The following is a 20,731-nucleotide window of genomic DNA, read 5'->3' on the forward strand; positions in this document are numbered from 1 at the left end:
ACCGCTCGGTGGACCCCCTCAGTCCATCCGGGAGAACGACTCGGTGACCACCACTGGTTCGCCCGCCTCGTCGCTGGCCCGCAAGTGCACGGTGGCGAGGATCGACCAGTCGTGGTTGCCGGCCGGGTCGTCGATGATCTGGCGGACCTCCCAGAGGCCCTGCTTCGGCTTCTGCTCCACCATCAGCAGCGCCGGCCCCCGGGCCTCCGGGCCGTCGCCGAGGGTCTCGTGCTCGTCCCAGTAGTCGCCGAGCGCGTCCTCCCAGGCCGTCTCCCCCATCGGCGGGTGGCCACCCAGCAGTCCGGCGGCGTACGCGTCGAGGGCGGCGAGCTGGGCGAACCGGTCGTCGGCCGCCAGCCGGACCCGCTGGAACATCGCGTTGCGGACCATCACCCGGAACGCCCGGGCGTTGCCGGTGATCGGCCGGGCGGGCGCCAGCTGCTCCCCGGCGGCGACCCGGGCGGCGGCCTCGGCCACCTTCGCCGGATCGGTCAGCGCCTCCCACTCGTCGAGCAGGGAGGAGTCGGTCTGCCGGACGGTCTCACCGAGCCACTCGAGCAGGTCGTCCAGTTCCTCGGTCCGCCGTGACTCCGGCACGGTCTGGCGCAGCGTACGGTACGCATCCGACAGGTAGCGCAGCACCAGGCCCTCACTGCGGGCCACCCCGTAGAGGCTGACGAACTCGGTGAAGGTCTGCCCGCGCTCGTACATGTCGCGGACCACGGACTTCGGCGACAACTGATCGGCGGACACCCACGGATGGGTCTGCGCGAAGATCCCCAGCGCCGGCTCCAGCAGTTCGGCCAGCGGGCGCGGCCAGGTCACGTCCTCGACCAGCCGCATCCGCTCGTCGTACTCGATCCCGTCGGCCTTCATCTCGGCGATCGCCTCGCCGCGGGCCTTGTGCTGCTGCTCGGAGAGCACCGGGAACGGGTCGTCAAGGATCGACTCGACGATCGACACCACGTCGAGGGCGTACGTCACCGACTCCGGGTCGAGCAGGTCGAGGGCGGCCAGGGCGAACGGCGCCAGCGGCTGGTTGAGCGCGAAGTCGTCCTGCAGCTCCGGGGCGATCTCGTACCTACGACCGGTCGCGTCCGGGGCGGGCAGCCGCACCAGCACGCCCGATTCGAGCAGCCCGCGGGTGAGCCGGAGCGCCCGCCGGGCCAGCCGGCGCTTGCCCCGCTCGTCCTCGTGGCAGCCGAGCAGCAGGTCGCGCATGTTGACGAACGGGTCGCCGCGGCGGGCGACGACGTTGAGGATCATCGCCTCGTTGACCCGCATCCGGGAGACCAGCGGCTCGGGTTCGGCGTTCTTGAGCCGCTCGAAGGTCTCCTCGGTCCACGACACGAAGCCCTCCGGCGGCTTCTTGCGGACCACCTTGCGGCGCTTCTTCGGGTCGTCGCCCACCTTGGCGAGGGCCCGCTCGTTCTCGATGACGTGTTCGGGCGCCTGGCAGATGACGTGCCCCGAGGTGTCGAAGCCGGCCCGGCCGGCCCGGCCGGCGATCTGGTGGAACTCCCGCGCCTTGAGCAGCCGGTGCCGGGTGCCGTCGAACTTCGTCAGCCCGGTGAACACGACGGTACGGATCGGCACGTTGATCCCGACCCCGAGAGTGTCGGTGCCGCAGATCACCTTGAGCAGCCCGGCCTGGGCGAGCTGCTCGACCAGCCGGCGGTAGCGCGGCAGCATGCCGGCGTGGTGCACGCCGATGCCAGCCCGGACCAGTTTGGAGAGCGTCCGGCCGAAGCCGGCGTGGAACCGGAAGGCGCCGATCTCGGCGGCGATCCGCTCCTTCTCCTCCTTCGAGACGAGCTTCGCGGACAGCAGCGCCTGGGCGGTCTCCAACGCCGACTTCTGGGTGAAGTGGACCACGTACGCCGGAGCCTGGTGCGTCGTGACGAGCTCCTCGAGCAGCTCGTGCACCGGGTCGATCGACCAGGCGTACGACAGCGGGACCGGCCGTTCGGCCTGGTCGACGACCGCGGTGGGCCGGCCGGTGCGCTCGGTCAGGTCCGTGCGGAAGAAGCTGACGTCGCCCAACGTCGCCGACATCAGCAGGAACTGCGCCTGCGGCAGGCACAGCAACGGGACCTGCCAGGCCCAGCCTCGGTCGGGCTCTGCGTAGAAGTGGAACTCGTCCATCACCACCTGGGAGATGTCGGCCCACCGCCCCTCCCGCAGGGCGATGTTGGCGAGCACCTCGGCGGTGCAGGCGATGATCGGGGCATCGGCGTTGACCGAGGCGTCGCCGGTGAGCATGCCGACGTTCTCGGCGCCGAAGATCTCGCACAGCGCGAAGAACTTCTCCGAGACCAGCGCCTTGATCGGGGCGGTGTAGAAGCTGACACCGTCCTGGGCGAGGGCGGCGAACTGTGCCGCGGTGGCGACCAGCGTCTTGCCCGACCCGGTCGGCGTGGCGAGAATCACATTGTTGCCGGAGAAGAGCTCGATCGCCGACTCGTCCTGGTGCGGATAGAGCGAGATGCCGCGCCCTTCGACCCACCCGGTGAACGCCTCGTAGAGGGAATCCGGATCGGGGACGGCGGGGATCAGATCGGTGAGCATCATCGGCAGCATCTTCTCAGGTTGCGGACGCACCACCGTGCAGGGTTGCCCGGCGGACCGGTGCCCGGGCCGGACGGGCCGCCGGACGGCGGTTGGACGGCCGTCCCGCTTCCGGGGCACCGTGGTCCGGCGCGCCACCGAACCGTGACAGAATATCGGCCGGGACGGGAACGAGGAGGACAGCGATGGGACAGGCACTGCGGCGCCTCGGTGCGTCGGCGGTGACTCTCGGTGTGGTCACGCTCGGGATCGCGGGGCCGGCGCTGCCGGCATCGGCCGATCCCGGCCGGGACAACCCCTCACGCAGGAATCCCCACTCGGCCAACTACGATCCCCCGGCGCGGTGGGTCGCGCCGGACACGCGAGTGACCCAGGACACACGGACGAGCCAGGACACAGCGGCAGCCCAGAACACGGCCGACCCCACACCGAGCCCGACGGCGACCGAGTCACCGACCCCGACCCCACTGCCCACGCTCACCCTGCCGCCCCAGTCGGGATATCCCGCGGTCGGCGCGACGCCCACGGCGACGTCCTCGGACACACCGTCATCGTCCGCCTCGGCGCTGCCCCCGGGGTTCGCCGCCACCCAGCTCGACACCTTCGTCGGCTCGGGGACCGGGCAGGCGGGGTCCGGACTGGCCGGCACCGGCGGCACCTGGTGGGCGGTCGGCGTGATCGGAGTGCTGGCGTTGGGCGGCGGCACCATCCTGGTGTTGCGGCGACGCTGACCGGCACAGCCGAGCTGACCGGCACAGCCGACGGGGCTCGGTCACAGCGGACGGTTCCCCGGTGTCTGTTGTCCTCGTCCAGTGTTGTCCTCGTCCAGCGGCCGGGGCTCAGTGCCGACGGCCTGCCTCGAACTTCCGCAGCCGCATCGAGTTCGTCACCACGAACACCGACGACAGTGACATCGCCAGCCCCGAGATCAGCGGATTGAGCAGACCAGCAGCGGCGAGCGGGATCGCCGCGACGTTGTAGGCGAACGCCCACACCAGGTTGCCGCGGATCGTCCGCAGCGTACGCCGGGACAGCGCGATCGCGTCCGGGATCACCTCGAGGTTCTTGCGGACCAGGATGATGTCCGCCGACTTCATCGCCACGTCGGTGCCGGTGACCACGGCCAGCCCGAGGTTCGCCGTGGCGAGGGCGGCCGCGTCGTTGATCCCGTCACCGACCATGGCGACCCGCCGGCCCTCCGCCTGCAGCCGTTCGATGGTCGCCGCCTTGTCGGTCGGCAGCACCTCGGCGATCACCTCGTCCACGCCGACCCGGTCGCCGACCGCCCGGGCGGCCCGTTCGTGGTCGCCGGTGAGCAGCACCGTACGCAGCCCCATCGCCCGGAGTCGGGCCACCGCGGGAGCGGCCGACTCCTTGATCCGGTCACTGACGACGAAGGCCCCGGCGACCCGGCCGTCCACGGCGAGGACGACCCCGGTCCGGCCGTCCTCGGCGGCGGACTCCAGGGCGGTGACAACGTCGTCGGGCAGCACCGCCCCCAGGTCGGCCATCAGCGCGGGGGCACCGATGTGCATCTCAGTGGCGGCGCCGTCGCGCACCAGGGTGGCGTGGGCGCCCAGGCCGGGCAGTGCGGCCGCCTCGGTGATCTCGCCGACGGCGGGCACGGTCTCCGTCCCGGTCCTCGGCTGCCCTGGCGCGTCCTCGGCTGCCTCGACGATGGCGCGGGCGATCGGGTGCTCGGAGTGGCGTTCGACGGCGGCGGCCAGGGCCAGCAGCGCGGCGTCATCGGTCACCGGGCCGTCGGCGGCGCGGATCGTACGCTCCAGCGACATCCGGCCGGTCGTCAGGGTGCCGGTCTTGTCCAGCACCACGGTGTCGATCCGGCCGCTGGCCTCCAACGCATCGGGGCCCTTGATCAGGATGCCCAACTGGCCGCCGCGGCCGACGCCCACCATCAGCGCGGTCGGGGTGGCCAGGCCGAGGGCGCAGGGGCAGGCGATGATCAGCACCGACAGCGCGGCACTGAACGAGGTGCGTGGCCCGGCACCGGAGAGGAACCAGGCGGCGAGGGTGACCAGGGCGATGCCGAGCACCGTCGGGACGAAGACCGCCACCACCCGGTCGACCAGCGTCTGCACCCGGGCCTTCCGGGCCTGGGCCTGCTCGGCGGTGGCCGCCATCTGGGCCAGCTGGGTGTGGGCACCGACCTGGCGGGCCTCGACGATCAGCGCCCCGGTGGTGTTGATGGTGCCGCCGAGCACCCGGTCCCCCTCAGTGACCTGGTCGGGGATCGGCTCACCGGTCATCATCGAGGTGTCGACGGCGGAGTGGCCGACGACGACCGCCCCGTCGGTGGCGATCCGCTCACCCGGCCGGACCAGGAACCGCTCCCCGACCCGCAGGTCGCCGAGCGGCACCACCGTCTCGTGGCCGTCGCGGATCACCCGTACGGTCGTCGGGGCCAGCTCCCCCAGCGCGGAGAGCACACTGCGGGCCGAGCGCTTGGATCGCGCCTCGAAGTAGCGCCCGGCGAGCAGGAAGGTGGTCACCGCGGAGGCGACCTCGAGGTAGAGCGAGTCGGCCCCGGTCGGGGTGATGCCGTAGATCAGCCAGTAACCCTCGCGGTCCTGGGAGCCGAGCAGGATCGACACCACCGACCAGGTGAACGCGGCCAGCACGCCGAGGGAGACCAGGGTGTCCATGCTGGTCGAGCCGTGCCGCAGGTTGCGCCAGGCCGCCTTGTGGAACGGCAGCGCGGCCCAGAAGACGACCGGCAGGGACAGCGCGACGAGCATCCATTCCCAGCCCGGGAACCGCATCCGGGGGGTCAGCGCCAGCACGATGGCGACGTCACCGAGCGGCACGGTGAGGAAGGCCGCCACGATCAGCCGGTTGCGCAGCATCCGCACCCGGTCGTCGGCCCCCCGGGACTCCTCGCCCTCGGTGACCTCGGCCGCCCCGTAGCCGGCCTTCTGCACGGTGGCGATCGCCTCGTCGGCCCGGTCGGTGCCCAGCCCGGTGATCACCGCCCGCTCGGTGGCGTAGTTGACGGTGGCCCGTACGCCGTCCATCTTGTTGAGCTTGCGCTCGATCCGCGCCGCACAGGCCGCGCAGGTCATCCCGGAGATGTCGAGTTCCAGGCGCTGGTCCAGGCCGTCGTACGTTCCCGCGGGAACGCCGGCACCGATGGCGCCCTCCGGCCGAGGAGTGTCGTACGTTCCCGCGGGAACGCCGAGCGAGTCGGGCGAGGTCATGTCCGTGCTCACCGCGGCAGCTTCCGTTCGTCCATCCGGCGTTCCCGATCACGCTCGGCGAGTTCCCGCAGCATCTCGTTATACACCTCGAAGGAATCGTCCAGGCCGGAGTCCTGGGCCCGGTCGAGACGCTTGGCGTCCCGGGAGTCCGCCTGGAACCACTGGATGCTCAGCGCGAGGATCACGATCAGCAGCGGCACCTCGCCGACGATCCAGGTGATCTGCCCGGCGACCACCTGGTCGGCCAGCAGGTCGGGGATCCAGGGGATGTCGATCGCCCGGTAGAAGGTCCCGCCGATCAGCTGGGAGGCCTGCAGGATGAACACCGCGAACAGGGCGTGGAAGGGCATCACGCCGATGACCAGCGCCAGCCGGCCGATGTGCGGCAGGTTCGTCCACTTGTCGATGCCGGCGACCATGTCGAAGAACAGGTAGCCGGTGACCATGAACCACAGCAGCATCAGCTGGTGGGCCCAGTGGTAGCGCATCAGCCACGGGAACAGCGGGGTCAGGTAGACCAGGAACAGCGAGCTGGCGTACAGCACCCAGACCACTAGTGGGTTGAGCACCCGGCGCAGCGGACGGTAGTCGTGCAGTGCGACCGTGACGTCGCGCGGGCCGAGCAGCTGCCCCTTCGGGTGCGGCCGGCCGGCGGCCTGGACCAGTGAGATCGGCCCGCCGAGCAGGCACAGCACCGGGACGAGCATGTTCACCGTCATGTGGACGAGCATGTGCCAGGAGTACTGGACCGTGGAGTACTCCCACAGTCCGGCGGTGGCGAGGTAGAGCACCAGCAGCCAGCCCAGGGTCCAGAACAACGTCCGGACGATCGGCCAGTGGCCGCCCCTGGCCCGGACCTGGTGGATACCCCAGTAGTAGGCGGCCAGCGCGAGGATCGTGAGGCCGACCCAGAGCAGGTTCGGCCGGCCGAGGGCGGCGATCCGGGCAGCGGTCGCCGGGATGTCGACCTGGTAGCCGAGGTAGTTCACCTGGATCGACTGCGGGATGAGGAAGCGTGGCGGCGGCAGGTGGTTCTCGGCCGAGCGCAGGGTGACGTACGCGATGGCGATCAGCACGTCCCGCAGCGCCGAGCGGGCCGCGATCGCGGGGGTGGTCCGGGCCGGGTCGGCCTCCCCACGGAGCAGTCGCCACAGCCAGCTCAGCGCGAGCAGGGCGAGGGTGGCAAAGATGCCGAGGGTGGCCAGGCCGTAACCGCTGGCGGTGATCGGGTGGCCGGCGAGCTGCTGCCAGGCGACGACGGCGTGGCCGGCGACGGTGATCAGCAGGAGCAGCGGCACCGCCTTCTGGTAGCGGCGCAGCCGATTCACCGCGGTGGTCGCCGAGTCGGGGGCGGTGAGGTCGTTCGCCCGCAGCACCACGGCCACCGCCGCGGCGGCCAGCGGCGCCCAGGCCAGCGAGAGCCAGATCGCGGAGTCGGTGGCCCAGTCGTGGTTCTGGCCGACCGACACGTTGCCGGTGGCGGTGACGAAGGTGGTGGCCAGGGTGCCGGCGAGGAAGAGCAGCAGGTAGGCGGCGTACGACCGGGAGGTGTAGGCCACGATGACGACCGCCAGCGCGACCAGTGTCGAGACGAACCAGGCCAGCGCCGCGGTGGTGCTGGTGACGAACGTCCACCAGGTGCCCGGGGTGAGGGCGTAGGCCAGCGGCACCCCGTTCACGTACGCCGCGTTGGCCGCGGTCTGCACCAGCGAGGCCCAGAACCACAGCTGGGCCGCGCGGCCGACCCAACGGCGCAGCCGGTCGCCGACCGGGGTGAGCCGGTAGGTGCCGACGACCGGGGTGAAGCCGATGATCGCCATCAGGCCGCCGAGGGTGGCCAGCGCGGCGAGCCGGGCGGCGAGATCGCCGAGACCGGACACGTAGCCGGTGAACGGGTCGGTCTCCGGCCGGGCGGGCAGCGGCGGGCGGCCGGCGAGGTAGTGCATGACGAGCCACATCCCGACGACCCCGGCGAGGGCCGTGACCCCGACGGCCACCCTGGCGACCGGTCCCAGCGCGGTGGCGGGGGCCGAGGTGCCCGGGGAGGCCGGAGCGCCTGGGGCGGCGGAGGGGTGGGATGCGGACACGGCGTCTCTTTCTGGTCGGGCTTCGGACAGGCTACCCCGGGGCACTGTGCCTCGGCCTGTCCTGCCGGCGAGCGGGCGGAGCTGCGTGCCGCAGGGCGGAGCGGGGCGGGGCCGACCAGCGCGATCGGCCGGCGGTGGATCCCGGGGGTCGCTGCGCGGCGGACCCGTCACACTGCGGAGCCATCCGCCGAGCAGCGCGCGGCGGCCTCCAGCAGCATCCAGGCTCCCACCTGCACCGACAGGTCCCGCTCCGGCACCGCCGCGGAGCCCACCCCGGCCGCCGAGGCGCCGGCGGCCACCGGGTCCGACCGGCGGGGGACTCTTGCCGGGACCCGCGGGTCGGGCCCGAACCACATCTCTCGGCCCTGCTGCGCCCGGTGCTCCCAGGACGCCGAGGCGGTCGTCGTGACCAGCGTCGCGGCGAGCCGGCGGGCCGACCGGGCGTCGGCGGTGTCGCCCGGGAGCTCGGTCGCGACCACGGCGAGGTAACGGGCGAGGATCCCGCGGAAGAGTCCCTCGTCGCCGCCCTGCTCGGCCCGGCCCTGGTACCCGACCAGGACGTGCCCGTCGGCCATCCACCGATCGACGGCTTCCACCAGCCGCAGGATGCGGGCGGCGGCCACGATGTCCGCGGCGCCGGCGGGTCCGCGGTCGAGGGAGGCGCGCAGCACCGCAACCTCGGCCCCGAGCAGGACGCCCTGGTTGTAGCTGTAGAAGGTGCGGTCGACCAACCAGGGGGTGGTCCCGGACGGGTCGGGGCGGATGCCGTCGACCACCAGGCCCGTCGCGGGGTCGGGATAGCGCTCACGCATCCAGGCCAGCGCGCTGCGCGCCCGGTCCAGCCGGCCGCGGCGCGCCATCAGGATGGTCATCGGCCCGTTGGCCGGCGCGTTGCGGAAGACGTCCCCGACCCGCCAGGGGATGCCGCCGCCGAGCGGATGCTCGTCCCAGCCGTCCTCCAGCCGGGCGACGATCCGGTCCACCGCCAGCACGCGGGGAGCACCGTCCCGGCGCCGTTCGCCCCGGAGGTGACGGAGGCTCCACCGGGCGGGGACGACGATGCCGAGGTCACGCTCCATCCGGTCGAGCGCCAGGCCGAACCACGCGTTGTCGTCGTAGTACTCGTTGAGCCAGCCGACACCGTTGTGCAGTGCCATCACCGCCGGCCAGCGGGTGATCGTCCGGCGGCGCGCCGGGGTGGGGGCGCGCAGCTGGGCGTCGATGAGGCAGTCCAGGACGTGCGCCTGCCACCAGTAGTGGAACGAGACGAACGACCGCACCGAGAGGGTCGGCGGGTACGCCGTCCAGGCCAGCCGCGCCCACGGCGCGAGCAACGGCCGATGCAGGTGACGCCCACCGACGGAATGCTCCGCCGCGGCCGCCCGGGCGGCCCACGAGGTGCCCGCCGGGAGATCGGCCGGGGGCCCGGCGATGGGCATGGTGTCAGGCCTCCGCGAACCAGGCGCAGACGCTGTCGCTCGCCACCGGGACGAGGCGCTCCAGGCGCTCCAGCTCCGCACCGGTCAGCGGGTGGCGATCGGCGAGCTCCATCACCCGGACCAGCTGCTCGGCGGTGTCCACCCCGACGACGAGGGCGGTGACCCACGGCTGGGCCGCGGCGTAGGCCAGGCACAGGTCGACCGGGTCGGCCCGGCCCAACGCGACCGCGGCATCGGCCACGGCGGTGCGCAGCGCCGCCGCCTCGGCGAGCCGGTCCGGCGGCACGGCCGCGGTGGAACCCGGGACAAGCATGGCCGGGCCGGCCGACGCCGACGCCGACGCCGACGCGAGAGGCGTACGGGTGGTCAGCGCGCCCTGACCGAACACCCCGTGCACGGTGATGACGACCCCCACCGCGGCGAGCCGGCCGAGCTCATCCGCGTACCGCTCGGCCCGCCGGTCGACCGGGGACAGCGGGACGGCGAGCTGGCCCAGCCCGGGCAGGCCGGCGATCCGACCGAGCTGCGCCGGGTCGGACACCACCACCCCGACCCGCCCGACGACGCCCGCCTCCCGATAGGCCTGCAACCGGGCCCAGGCCGCTCCCCCACCGGAGAGGGCGTCGTCGGGGGAGGCGAAGAGCACGGCATCGGCGTGCCGGCGGCCGAGCTCTGCGAACGACCGCTCCAGCGAACCCTCGACGGCGTACGCCAGCGCGTCCTCGGGCACCTGGGAGAGCGGGTGGAGGGTGGTGATCACGCCGATCCGCTGGCGCAACGCCGGGTCGTACGCTCCCCGGACCGCGGCCTCGGAGTCGCCGTCGTCGCGGCCGGTGACGACGTGGGTGACGCCACGGGCGACCGCCGCGGCGAGGATCGAGCGAGCCTCGGCGGCGTCCGGGCGGTGCCGCTCGATCACCCCGGTGTCCCGACCGAGCGGGGAGGCGCCGAGCAACAGCCGGGACAGGGTCAGGCCGTCGCGGGTGGTCCGGGGCAGCGCCGGGCCGGTCTGCTCGACCTCGCGGGCGATGCCGGCGACCAGGTCGCGCCAGGACACCCCCACGGCGTCGCCGTGCCGATCATCCGCGTACCGGTCGAAGAGCTGGGCCACCCGGACATAGTCGGCGAGCGAGTCGACGGTGCAGCGGTAGGCGACGATGTCGAAGGCGATGCCCTCGGGGGCGTACGGCAGCTCGCCGAGGTTGCGGCGGATCCACGGGGTGACGTGCTCGTGGTCGTACGCCGTGGTGGCCTCGGCGGCGGCCCGGCGCAGGTCGCCCGCGGTGAACACCTCCACCCCCAGCCCTTCGGGCACCCGGGCGAGGTCGATCCGGCCGTACGAGTGGTCGGAGGCCTCGACCGCGCCGATGAGTTCGTCGACCAGCTCGGCATCGACCACCGGGTTGTCGCCGGTGAGCCGGACCACCCGATCGGTGTCGGCCAGGTCCGCGGTGGCCGCGACGAAGCGGGCCAGCACGTCGTCCAGCGGGCCACGCAGCACCTCGATGCCCCGCCGGGTGAGGTGGTCGGCGATCCGCTGGTCGTACTCCTCCCGGCTGGTCGCCACGACGACCTCGTGGCCACCCCGGCTGGCCCGCCGGGCGACGAGCTCGATCAGGGGCATCCCGCCGATCATCATCATCGCCTTGCCCGGCAACCGCGACGAGTTGAGGCGGGACTGGATGACGACACGGGTGCGCACGCGGACCTCCTGGCTGACATCGACCTGCTGGCTGACGTAGCCGTCACGATACGGCAGGCCGCCGACAACGGCGCCCGGGCCGCGGCGGCCGATCAGCCGATCAGCCCCAGGATCGCGTCGGCCACCCGGACCCGGCCGTCGCCGTCGACCAGTGCGGCCCCCCGGGCGCCGAGCCCGACCCGCCAGGTGGCGTCGGAGGCGAACCGTCCCAGCAGCTCCGACGCCGCGTCACGCGCCGCGGGATCGGCCCGCAGGTCGTCGAGCAGCCCGACCGGGGCAACCAGCCCGGCGTCGAGGACCGCGTCGTACCCGACGCGCTGGTTGGCGGTGACGGCGACCAGGGCCGTCGGCAGGCCGAGGCAGAGGAACTCCCAGACCGAGGTCCCGGCCGCGCTCACCACGCCGTCACAGCCGGCCGCCAGCCCGGGCAGATCGTCGACCGGCGGCACGACGTCGAGCCGCTGGCCCGGCCGCAGCAGGAGCGCGGCGAGATCCGCGGCGACCTCTTCCCGGCCGGCCACGACGAGGACCTCCATGGGTGCGCCGGTCCCGAGCAGCAGCGGCACCACCGTGCGCGCCGCGTCGTACGCATCGGTGCCGCCGAAGACGCAGAGCAGGCGCGGCCGGCCCGGGGTGGCGACACCGGAGTCGGCGGCACCGGTGCCGGAGTCGCCGGTGGCTGCCCGAACAGACCGGACGGCCCCGGCGGTCGCCGGCCGGCGGGACCGGACGACGTCACGCAGCAGCGCGTACTCGATCCCCGCCAGGAACCGGCGATCCGCGGGGACCGTGGCGGGACGTACGGCCCCGAAGTTCTGGTCGACGTAGAGGTCGGCGTCCTGGTGCAGCCCGAAGGAACCGTCGACCATGGCCGCCACCGGGACCCCTGCCGTACGGAGCGCGACGCCGAGATCGGCGGGCAACTGGTAGCCGTCCAGCACGACCACGCCCAGACGGCGCCGGCGGACCTCCGTGAGCAGCGCCGCCGGCTCCTCTACGACCGGCACCATCGCCAGGTCGTGGGCGGCGAGCAGCCGGTCGACCAGCGGAGACCCCTCGACCCGACCGAGCAGGGTGACGCCGACCCCACGGTCCCGGAACTCCTCCGCCAGGGCGAGCTGACGCAGGATGTGACCGACCCCCATCCGCAGACCCCCGTCACAGCGCACCCCGACCCGGCGGTCATCGTTCGTCATGGGGCCACCCTAGTGAGCCGGCCACCCCCACCGACAAGTATGAGCAACATCACACCCGCGGGGCGTGTTGCACCGACCCCGGAGGGGCTGTAGCTTTACGGAGTCGGCCCGTGCGCACCCCCCAAGCGCGCGGGCCGGCTTCATTTCTGTGCAGCGGGCAACGAAATCGGCGCCAACCGGGCCCCGACTTGGACATTCGCCCCACCCGGACGCTTGACGGCACCCGACCTGGATTCACCATGTGTGACCGGTGACACATTGGCCGGTCCGGGCCCGGCTCCGGCACCCCTGGCTCGGGTCGCCGCTCGACGTGAACACGGGCCCGCCCTCCGCATCACGACGCCCCCGCCGCCGGCCGGGTGTTAGCCTGAGGGACGCCAGTCCCTGGGTGCGCCGCGAGCTGCGTACGGCACGCAGGATCAGCCCGGAGCGCAGGGCGCGCTCCACCATCTCCGGAGCGTTCGTGAGCATTCTGTCGGGTTCGTCGATCCTGATCACCGGTGGCACCGGCTCGTTCGGCAAGGCATTCATCACCAGACTGCTGAACGACGTGGATCCGAAGCGGGTGGTGGTCTACTCCCGCGACGAGCTCAAGCAGTACGAGTGCCGCCAGCTGTTCGACGACGACAAGCGGCTGCGCTGGTTCCTCGGCGACATCCGTGACCTGCCGCGGCTCAACCGGGCGATGCACGGCGTCGAGTACGTCGTCCATGCGGCGGCGTACAAGCAGGTGGACACCGCCGAATACAACCCGTACGAGTTCGTGAAGACGAACGTGATCGGCTCGCAGAACGTCATCGAGGCGTCGATCGACGCCGGGGTGAAGAAGGTCGTCGCGCTCTCCACCGACAAGGCGTCCTCCCCGATCAACCTCTACGGCGCCACCAAGCTGGCCGCCGACAAGCTCTTCATCAACGGCAACCACTACGCCGCCGCCTACCCGACCCGGTTCGCGGTGGTCCGCTACGGCAACGTGATGGCCTCCCGCGGCTCGGTGATCCCGAAGTGGCGCCAGCTGGGCGCGGAGGGCAAGCCGCTGCCGATCACCGACGAGCGGATGACCCGGTTCTGGATCACCCTGCCGCAGGCGGTCGACTTCGTGCTGAACAGCTTCGAGCTGATGAGCGGCGGCGAGCTGTACGTGCCGCGGATCCCGTCGATGAAGCTGACCGACCTGGCCGAGGCGCTGGTGCCCGGCGCCACCCTCGAGCACATCGGCCTGCGCCCCGGCGAGAAGCTGCACGAGGAGATGATCTCGGTCGACGAGGGCCGCCGGGTGCTGCGGCTGGGCGATGACCGCTACGTGATGCAGCCCGACCTGGCCAGCTGGGGCTACCAGCCGCCGGCCGACGGCGTCCCGGTGCCGGAGGGTTTCCGGCTCGACTCGGGCACCAACGACCTGTGGTACAGCGTGGCCGACATCCGCGCGATGTTGCCGGCGGACGACCGTCCGACGCTCCCCGAGGACTGAGCGATGCTGCCGTACGGGCGCCAGTGGATCGACGAGGCCGACGTCGCGGCCGTCACCGAGGTGCTGACCTCCGACTGGCTCACCACCGGTCCGTGGGTGCGGGACTTCGAACGGGCTCTCGCCGCCCGCGGTCAGGCCGCCCATGCGGTCAGCTGCACGTCCGGCACGGCGGCGCTGCACATGGCGTACGCCGCCGCCGGGATCGGCCCGGGCGACGAGGTGATCACCACCCCGCTGACGTACGTCGCGACCGCCTCCGGGGCGATGCACTGCGGGGCGACCGTGGTCTTCGCCGACATCGAGGAGGACACCGGCAACCTCGATCCGACCGCGGTCGAAGCCGCCGTCTCGACGCGGACCACGGTGATCACCGCCGTCGACTACGCCGGGCAGCCGGCCGACATGGACCGGCTGACCGCGATCGCGCACCGGATCGGCGCGCTGACCGTCGAGGACGCCGCCCACTCGGTCGGCTCGACCTACAAGGGGCGGCCGGTCGGCTCACTGGCCGATCTGACCACCTTCTCGTTCTTCCCGACCAAGAACATGACCACCGCCGAGGGCGGGGCGGTGCTGACCGACGACGACATGCTGGCGGCGCGGGCCGACGAGTTCCACAAGATCGGCGTCTCCCGGGACCGGTCGACCTATCGGCATCCGGATGAGGGCACCTGGTGGTACGAGGTGCCCTCGATCGGCCTGAACTACCGGCTCTCCGACGTCCACGCCGCGCTGGGGCTGAGCCAGCTGGGCCGGCTGGCGGACTTCACCGCGCGGCGGGCCGCGCTGTTCGCCCGCTACCGGGAGGCGCTGGCCGGGGTGGACGGGCTGCGGCTGCCGGCCGTACGGTCCTGGGCGGAGCCGACCTGGCACCTGTATCCGGTGCGGATCCTCGGCGGGCGGCGCCGTGAGGTCTTCGACAAGCTGCGCGAGGCCGGCATCGGGGTGCAGGTGAACTACATCCCGGTCTACTGGCATCCGGTGTTCGAGGACCTCGGCTATCGGCGGGGGATGTGCCCGAAGGCCGAGCAGTACTACCGCGAGGAGATCTCGCTGCCGATGTTCGCCCGGCTGTCGTACGACGAGCAGGACCGGGTGATCGAGGTGCTCAGGGGGATCCTGGGGGCCTGATTCCCCGGGGTCGGGCCCGTGGCACGGCTGGCGTTCATCGCGCTGACTCCTCGGCTGCGATCGTGACCGGGGAGGCCGGCTCGCCCCTGCCCGGCCCGTCCGTACGTGCTCCGCCGGACAGCCGGGCCGGCGTGGCTGATCTCGTCGGCAGGAGCAGCGCCGCCAGGGCGGCGACGACGGTGAAGGCGACGATCAGCCAGAAGGCCGCGTCGAAGCCCGCGGCGGGATGCACCCGGGTGGTCTGCGTGGTGAGGACAACGGCAACGAGGGCCGTGCCGAAGGCGCCGCCGAGCTGCTGGACGATGCGGGTGATGGCGGAGGCGTGGGGCATCCGGTCGCGGCTGATGTCGACATAGGCGACGGTCATCACCGGGATGAGGACGATGCCGTTGCCGAATCCGCGCAGGAACAGGACAGTGCCCAGCAGCCAGAGGCTGGTGCCGGAGTCGGCGAAGGCAAACGGGATCGTCGCCGCGGCCATCAACAGGAATCCGCCCACCGAGACCGCACGGGTCCCGTACCGGTCGACCAGCCGGCCCACGACCGGCCGGGCCAGGAACGCGCCGACGCCCTGGGGGATGAGCAGGAACGCGGCGTCCAGCACCGAGTTCCCGCGCAGGGCCTGGAAGTAGAGCGGCAGCAGGAAGTTCCCGGCGAAGCTGACGGCGCCGGCGAAGCTGAGCGCGATGGAGGAGACGCTCACCGAGCGCACCGCCAGCAGCCGTACGTCGACCAGCGCGTCCCCGGCGCGGCGTACGGCCCAGACCACGAACCCGACCAGCAGGACGGCGCCGCCGAGGCAGGGGATCAGCACATCCGGGCGCCCGAAACCACCCGCGTCGTAGCTCTTGGACAGGCCGTAGAGCAAACCGCCCAGGGCCGGCACCAGCAGGGCGGCGCCGAACACGTCGAACCGCACGCGGGGGGCGTCCCGATCCGGCGCATCGTCGGTGAGGAAGACGGCGGCGAGGATCCAGCCGATGATGCCGATGGGCACGTTGATGAGGAACAGCCACCGCCAGTCGAGCCAGTTGAGCACGATCCCACCGAGCACCGGCCCGAGGATCGGGCCGAGGGCGATCGGCAGGCTCACGTTCGCCATCGTCCGCGTCCTCGACTCCGCCGGCACGCTCTGCATGGCGATGGTCTGCAGGAGCGGGAACATGATGCCGCCGGCGAACCCCTGGAGGATGCGGAAGGCGATCAGGGACGGTGCGTTCCAGGCGGAGGCGCACAGGGCGGAGCCGAGCACGAACAGGCCGAGGGCGAACAGCCACAGTCTCTTGCTGCCGAACCGCGCCTGCGCCCAGCTGACGAAGGGGATGGCGATGGCCAGGGCGAGCAGGTAGCCGGTGCTCACCCATTGGATCGTCGACACCGGGGCATCGAGTGCCACGGTGAGGGTGTGCAGCCCGATCGCCACGATCGTCGCGTCCAGGATCGGGGTGATCCCACCCACGAGCAGCGCCGCCATCAACCTCCCGATCGGCTGGGAACCAGGCGAAGCCTGGGTGTGAGCCTGTGTCATCACGACCTCCAATAGGGAACGCTTACGTTCACAATGTGTGTGAACCCCACCGTAGTCACGTACGATAGAGAACGCAAGCGTGACTAAAGCCGGGTGGTGGAGATGGCACAGACGAGGCGGCGCGGAGCGGCGCTGGAGGGCGCGATCCTCGAGGCGGGGTGGGATCAGCTGATCGAGTCCGGCTACCCGGGCTTCACCTTCGAGGCCATCGCGGAGCGGGCACAGACCGGCAAGGCCGCCCTCTACCGTCGATGGCCGGACAAGGAGGCGCTGGTGGTCGCCGTCCTGCGTCACCGGTTGTACGGGGCGTCGGCCGAGATCCCCGACACCGGCTCACTGCGCGGGGACACGCTGGGCCTGCTGCGGGGATTCGGCCGGCGCTATGCCGACAGCATCCCGGCCCTGTTCAGCGTGATCCTCGGCGCCTACTTCGGCGAGACACAGACCACTCCGGCGCAGTTCCGGGCGCAGCTGCTCGGGGAGAGCACCCCGCTCATGGTCACCATCGTTCAGCGCGCCGTCGACCGTGGCGAGGTGGTGGCGCCGGTACCGCCGCGAGTCCTGGACCTTCCGTACGCGCTGATGCGCCATGAGCTGATCATGAATCTGGCGCCGATCCCCGACGAGGTGATCGTCGACATCGTCGACACGGTGTTCCTGCCCCTCGTCACCGACCCGCGACGAGCACGGTGAGCTCCGGCTGCAGGTGCCGCGTAACAGCTGTGTGACCTTCCCCGTCCAGGGACACGCTCTCCCAGTCCCCGCTCATCACCGCCTGGCAGGATCGGACCCATGCTCCGGCGGCTGCCCTCCCTCGAGTCCCGTCGCGCCGCCTGGTGGGCGGCGCTGGCGGTGGCCGTGGTCGCGGCGCTGTTCTCGGCGTTCCGGGTCGGTGAGCCGGTCCCCTGGCGGGACGAGGCCGCCACGCTGATGACTGCGGGCCGGGACCCGGCCGGGATCCTCGCGGTGGTCCGTCACGTCGACGCGGTCCACGCGCTCTACTACCTGCTGATCCACTACTGGCAGCTGGTGTTCGGGGCGACCGTGACCGCCGACCGGTACGTGTCGGTGGTCGCCGTGGGCGTCACGGCCGGGCTGCTCGTGCTGCTCGGCCGCCGGCTCCGCGACCTGCCCACCGGAGTGCTCGCCGGGCTGGTGTTCACCCTCGTCCCGCGGGTGATCTGGACCAGCACCGAGGCCCGCTCGTACGCCCTGGTGACGGCCCTCGTCGTCGCCACCGTTCTGGCCTTCCTCACGGCGGCGCGGCGGGACAGTTGGGGATGGTGGGCGGCGTACGCCGTGCTGGTGGCGCTGACCGGCTACGTGTTCCTGTTCGCCGTGCTGTGCTTCGTGGCGCTGCCGTTCGCCGTCGCCGCGCTGCCGATGACCCGGCGGGCCCGGCTGCGCTGGACGGCTGTCACCGTCCTGGCCGCCGCCGTGACCGTCCCGCTACTGCGGGTCGCGGTGCCCCAGAATGCGCAGGTGTCGTGGATCCCGGCGACGGACCCGGTGGCGCCGTTCAGCTACCAGTTCTTCGCCGGCAGCTGGCTGCCGGCGGCGCTGCTGACGAACGTGCTGGCCTGGGTCCTGGTGCTGGCCGGCCTGGTCGTCCTCGGGTTGGAGTCCCGGCGGCGCAGTGGCGGCTGGGACCGGGAGGGTCTGGGCGGTGCGGTGCTGGTCGCCGGATGGCTGATCCTGCCGACCGGCCTGCTGGTCGCCGGATCGTACGTCGTCGCGCCGATGTACCTGGCCCGCTACACCGCGATGTCCGACCCGGCGGTCGCCCTGCTGATCGCGGTCGCGATCAGTGCCGTGGCGGGCCTGATCGGCCACGGAACCACCCGCCCCGGACGCGTCGCGGCGGCCGCACCCACACCGCTCCTCTCCCCGCGGGATGGGCAGCGGATCCGGCGGCGCGGCCGACGCGGGCTGGCCCTGGTCGTCGCCGGGGTGCTGCTGCTCGCCTGGGGAGGGGCGACCGGCCGGGCCTGGCGCAGCTACCACCGGGAGAGCGCCAAGTCGGCGGCCTGGGCGGACTTCGGCCGCTACATCGCGGTGCACAAACTCCCCGGCGACGCGCTCGCGGTCGACGACCCGAAGAGCCTGGGGCTGGTGCACACCCAGCCGGCGGCGATGTCGGGGCTGCGACCGGTCAACATGGTCCGCGACTACCGCGAGACGGACCAGCTGTGGGACACGATCGTCCCGCTCTCCGCAGCGACCCGGCAGCTCGCCGGGACTGATCGGGTCTGGTACGTCGGGTTCCGGATCCCCGACGAGGACCGGGCAACGCTGGCGGCCCAGGGCTTCCACCCGGTCCTCGAACGGACCGCCTCCGACGGCCGGCTGGCCCTCTTCGAGCGGTCCGGCCAGGGCTGAGAGGGCAGCGCGACGGACCCGTATGCCCGCGCCGCAGCCGTACGGCGTGACGACCCGCATCACCGCCGGCGCTGCCGCACCACGAGGCAGCCGGTCCAGCCCACGGCGAGGTCGACCAGTCGCTCGCCCACGACGACCCGGGCGCCATCGCCGGCCAGCAGTACCGGGACGGCGGGCCGATCCGGACGGTGCATCACCACTGCCCGCTCGGCGACCCCGGTCACCGGGTCGTCCGGCGGGTCGCCCGCGACGAGCGCGGTGGCACTGAGGCGTACGTCCGCGCCGGTCGGCCGGACGGTGAGGTCCGGGGTGGGGTCGGGCCGCTCGACGAGGAGCCGGGTGCCGACCGGGAGTTCCTCGGCCAGCCGGAGCACGAGCTCGTCGCCCTGCACGGTGACCGCCGTGACCACCGGGAGACCGGATCCAGGGCGACCAGGCCCGGAGCGGGCGGATCCCGGGCGGCCCGACCAGCGGATCACCGCCAGGTCCCGGCCGCTGTTCTCCGACGCGGGAGCGGACGTGTCGCCCCCGATCCCCACCAGGTCGCCGGTACCGCGCCGATGCGCGGCAGGCAGCGTTGACGGGTCGAACCGGACGTCGCCCGCCCAGCGGAAGATCCCCGCCCGCAGCCGCAGGGCCAGCACCGCGCGACCCTCGGTCGGGCCGGTGGGCCGGACCCGGTCCAGCACCGCGGGCGGGACGTCGATCGCCCACCGCAGTCCGTCCCCGCGCGACGTCACTCGCGCGGGCAGCGCGGTGGCCCGCCCGCCGGCCGGCTGCACCGTCGCTCGCGGAGTGACCCGCCCGGCGAGCGCGGCCCTCAGCTTCGAGTCGACCTCGAGGTGCAGCGTCTCTCCGCGCCATTCGGCCGCGGCGAGGGTGGACCGCAGCCGGCGCCGCAGCGGATGCTGCGGCCTCTCGCGCGGCGCGACGGCCCACAGGATCGCCGGCAGCTTCACGGCGGCTCGCGGTATCGACCGGACGTCCGCGAGCAGCGCCCGGACGCCGGCGCCGCCGCGCCGATGGGCCAGGGTCCGGACCATCGCCAGGTCGCCGGACCGCAGCGACCGATGGACCTGCCGGGCCAGCCGGGTCGCCAGCCGGTCGGCGCGCGGGTCCAGCCGATCGGCCAGTTCGGTGGCCGACTCCACCAGTGCCGGGACGTCGTCGGCCGGTGCAGCGAGCAGGGCCTCGGCGAGTGCCACCAGGTCGACGTCGACGAAGTAGGCGTGCACCCGGGTACGTACCTCGGCATGGCCACCGGCACGGTCGAGCCGGTCGAGCACCATCACGGCCGAGGCCACCCGGTCGCGGATGTTGTCGAGCCGGAAGGTCTGCTGGGTGATCGAGTCGCCGGACTCACGGTCGCGCCAGTAGTAGACGTGGTCGGCGAGGACGTCCACCGACCGCGCGCGCAGGTAGGCGGGCAGGGTGACCGGGTAGTCCTCGTAGCGGATCGCCGGGAAGGTGAACCCCTCCGCATCCCAGAAGCTGCGCCGATAGACCTTGTTCCAGACCATCCGGTCACGCATCAACGCGGGGAACGCGTCGATCGTGGTGGCCAGCCGCGTCGTGGCGAACGGCTCCTCGTGGGTCCAGGACTGGTACGCCCCGCGGGCCCTGCTGAACCGGTAGGCGTTGCCGCCGGCGATATCGGAACCGGTCGCCTCCAGCGACCCCACCAGCCGGGAGTAGGCCCGCGGCGCGACCAGGTCGTCGCTGTCGACAAAGGTCAGGTAGCGGCCGGTCGCGTAGGCCGTGCCGGTGTTGCGGGCCGGGCCGAGCCCCTGGTTCTGCTGACGGACGAGGTGGAACCGCGGGTCACGGGCGACGTACGCCTCGGCCACCGCGAGAGAGCCGTCCGGCGACCCGTCGTCGACGAGGATCACCTCGAGGTCGGTGAGGGTCTGCACCCGCAGCGACTCCAGACAGTCCCCGATGTAGTCCTGCACGTTGTAGAACGGCACGACAACGCTGAGCAGCGGGACACCCGACAGTGGCCCCTCGGACATCGG

Annotated in this window: 13 protein-coding genes; 5 read left to right on the forward strand and 8 right to left on the reverse strand. The window is 72.5% G+C overall.

Translation table 11 applies throughout. The features are described from left to right. Window positions 1–18: 18 nt before the first annotated feature. Window positions 19–2,571, reverse strand: coding sequence for a DEAD/DEAH box helicase (locus R0145_RS16265; protein ID WP_317837996.1), 2,553 nt, complete (start codon window positions 2,569–2,571; stop codon window positions 19–21). A 182-nt stretch (window positions 2,572–2,753) separates the two neighbouring features. On the opposite strand from R0145_RS16265, the gene R0145_RS16270 reads away from it, so the two are divergent. After that, entirely contained in the window at window positions 2,754–3,299 is a 546-nt protein-coding gene (locus R0145_RS16270; RefSeq protein WP_317837997.1) for a hypothetical protein, read from the forward strand. A 108-nt stretch (window positions 3,300–3,407) separates the two neighbouring features. On the opposite strand, the gene R0145_RS16275 is transcribed toward R0145_RS16270, so the two are convergent. The 5 genes from R0145_RS16275 to R0145_RS16295 form a co-directional block, all read right to left on the reverse strand. Continuing rightward, on the reverse strand, window positions 3,408–5,795 hold the full coding sequence (locus tag R0145_RS16275; protein WP_317837998.1) for a heavy metal translocating P-type ATPase: 2,388 nt from the start codon (window positions 5,793–5,795) through the stop codon (window positions 3,408–3,410). After that, window positions 5,792–7,870 carry a cytochrome c oxidase assembly protein gene (locus R0145_RS16280; protein WP_317837999.1) on the reverse strand — a complete coding sequence of 693 codons (2,079 nt, stop codon included), beginning with the start codon at window positions 7,868–7,870 and terminating at the stop codon, window positions 5,792–5,794. The genes R0145_RS16275 and R0145_RS16280 overlap by 4 nt, the downstream gene beginning before the upstream one ends. A 167-nt stretch (window positions 7,871–8,037) precedes the next feature. After that, a complete protein-coding gene (locus R0145_RS16285; protein ID WP_317838000.1) occupies window positions 8,038–9,309 on the reverse strand; it encodes a glycoside hydrolase family 76 protein in 1,272 nt (423 codons plus the stop codon). 4 nt (window positions 9,310–9,313) lie between these two features. Beyond that, window positions 9,314–11,011, reverse strand: coding sequence for an aldo/keto reductase (locus R0145_RS16290; RefSeq protein ID WP_317838001.1), 1,698 nt, complete (start codon window positions 11,009–11,011; stop codon window positions 9,314–9,316). Between the two features lie 92 nt (window positions 11,012–11,103). After that, window positions 11,104–12,207 carry a spore coat protein gene (locus R0145_RS16295; protein ID WP_317838002.1) on the reverse strand — a complete coding sequence of 368 codons (1,104 nt, stop codon included), beginning with the start codon at window positions 12,205–12,207 and terminating at the stop codon, window positions 11,104–11,106. Between the two features lie 463 nt (window positions 12,208–12,670). Here R0145_RS16295 and pseB point away from each other — a divergent pair, with 463 nt between their 5' ends. Both pseB and pseC read left to right on the forward strand, forming a co-directional pair. Continuing rightward, window positions 12,671–13,678 (forward strand): UDP-N-acetylglucosamine 4,6-dehydratase (inverting), encoded by a 1,008-nt coding sequence (pseB, locus tag R0145_RS16300; protein ID WP_317838003.1) that lies wholly within the window; start codon window positions 12,671–12,673, stop codon window positions 13,676–13,678. Window positions 13,679–13,681: 3 nt separating this feature from the next. Continuing rightward, on the forward strand, window positions 13,682–14,809 hold the full coding sequence (gene pseC / locus R0145_RS16305; protein ID WP_317838004.1) for a UDP-4-amino-4,6-dideoxy-N-acetyl-beta-L-altrosamine transaminase: 1,128 nt from the start codon (window positions 13,682–13,684) through the stop codon (window positions 14,807–14,809). Window positions 14,810–14,843: 34 nt separating this feature from the next. On the opposite strand, the gene R0145_RS16310 is transcribed toward pseC, so the two are convergent. Beyond that, window positions 14,844–16,283 (reverse strand): MDR family MFS transporter, encoded by a 1,440-nt coding sequence (locus R0145_RS16310; protein ID WP_317838005.1) that lies wholly within the window; start codon window positions 16,281–16,283, stop codon window positions 14,844–14,846. A 156-nt stretch (window positions 16,284–16,439) separates the two neighbouring features. Between R0145_RS16310 and R0145_RS16315 the strand changes: the two genes are divergently transcribed. Together R0145_RS16315 and R0145_RS16320 are read left to right on the forward strand one after the other, a co-directional pair. Then, on the forward strand, window positions 16,440–17,030 hold the full coding sequence (locus R0145_RS16315) for a TetR/AcrR family transcriptional regulator (RefSeq protein WP_317838006.1): 591 nt from the start codon (window positions 16,440–16,442) through the stop codon (window positions 17,028–17,030). A gap of 99 nt (window positions 17,031–17,129) precedes the next feature. After that, window positions 17,130–18,716 (forward strand): glycosyltransferase family 39 protein, encoded by a 1,587-nt coding sequence (locus tag R0145_RS16320; protein ID WP_317838007.1) that lies wholly within the window; start codon window positions 17,130–17,132, stop codon window positions 18,714–18,716. A 59-nt stretch (window positions 18,717–18,775) separates the two neighbouring features. On the opposite strand, the gene R0145_RS16325 is transcribed toward R0145_RS16320, so the two are convergent. Further along, the gene (locus tag R0145_RS16325; RefSeq protein ID WP_317838008.1) at window positions 18,776–20,728 is read right to left on the reverse strand and encodes a glycosyltransferase; all 1,953 of its coding nucleotides are present in this window, start codon (window positions 20,726–20,728) and stop codon (window positions 18,776–18,778) included. Between the last annotated feature and the right edge of the window lie 3 nt (window positions 20,729–20,731).

Origin of the sequence: Raineyella sp. W15-4 (assembly GCF_033170155.1) — a bacterium.
In the GTDB taxonomy this organism is placed as follows: domain Bacteria; phylum Actinomycetota; class Actinomycetes; order Propionibacteriales; family Propionibacteriaceae; genus Raineyella.

Bases quoted from the DNA above. Each gene is read 5' to 3' on its own strand.
- R0145_RS16295 (WP_317838002.1), bottom strand. From the start codon at position 12,207: ATGACGAACGATGACCGCCGGGTCGGGGTGCGCTGTGACGGGGGTCTG.
- R0145_RS16285 (WP_317838000.1), bottom strand. From the start codon at position 9,309: ATGCCCATCGCCGGGCCCCCGGCCGATCTCCCGGCGGGCACCTCGTGG.
- R0145_RS16310 (WP_317838005.1), bottom strand. From the start codon at position 16,283: ATGGCGGCGCTGCTCGTGGGTGGGATCACCCCGATCCTGGACGCGACG.
- R0145_RS16265 (WP_317837996.1), bottom strand. From the start codon at position 2,571: ATGATGCTCACCGATCTGATCCCCGCCGTCCCCGATCCGGATTCCCTC.
- pseC (WP_317838004.1), top strand. From the start codon at position 13,682: ATGCTGCCGTACGGGCGCCAGTGGATCGACGAGGCCGACGTCGCGGCC.
- R0145_RS16315 (WP_317838006.1), top strand. From the start codon at position 16,440: ATGGCACAGACGAGGCGGCGCGGAGCGGCGCTGGAGGGCGCGATCCTC.
- R0145_RS16270 (WP_317837997.1), top strand. From the start codon at position 2,754: ATGGGACAGGCACTGCGGCGCCTCGGTGCGTCGGCGGTGACTCTCGGT.
- R0145_RS16320 (WP_317838007.1), top strand. From the start codon at position 17,130: ATGCTCCGGCGGCTGCCCTCCCTCGAGTCCCGTCGCGCCGCCTGGTGG.
- R0145_RS16325 (WP_317838008.1), bottom strand. From the start codon at position 20,728: ATGTCCGAGGGGCCACTGTCGGGTGTCCCGCTGCTCAGCGTTGTCGTG.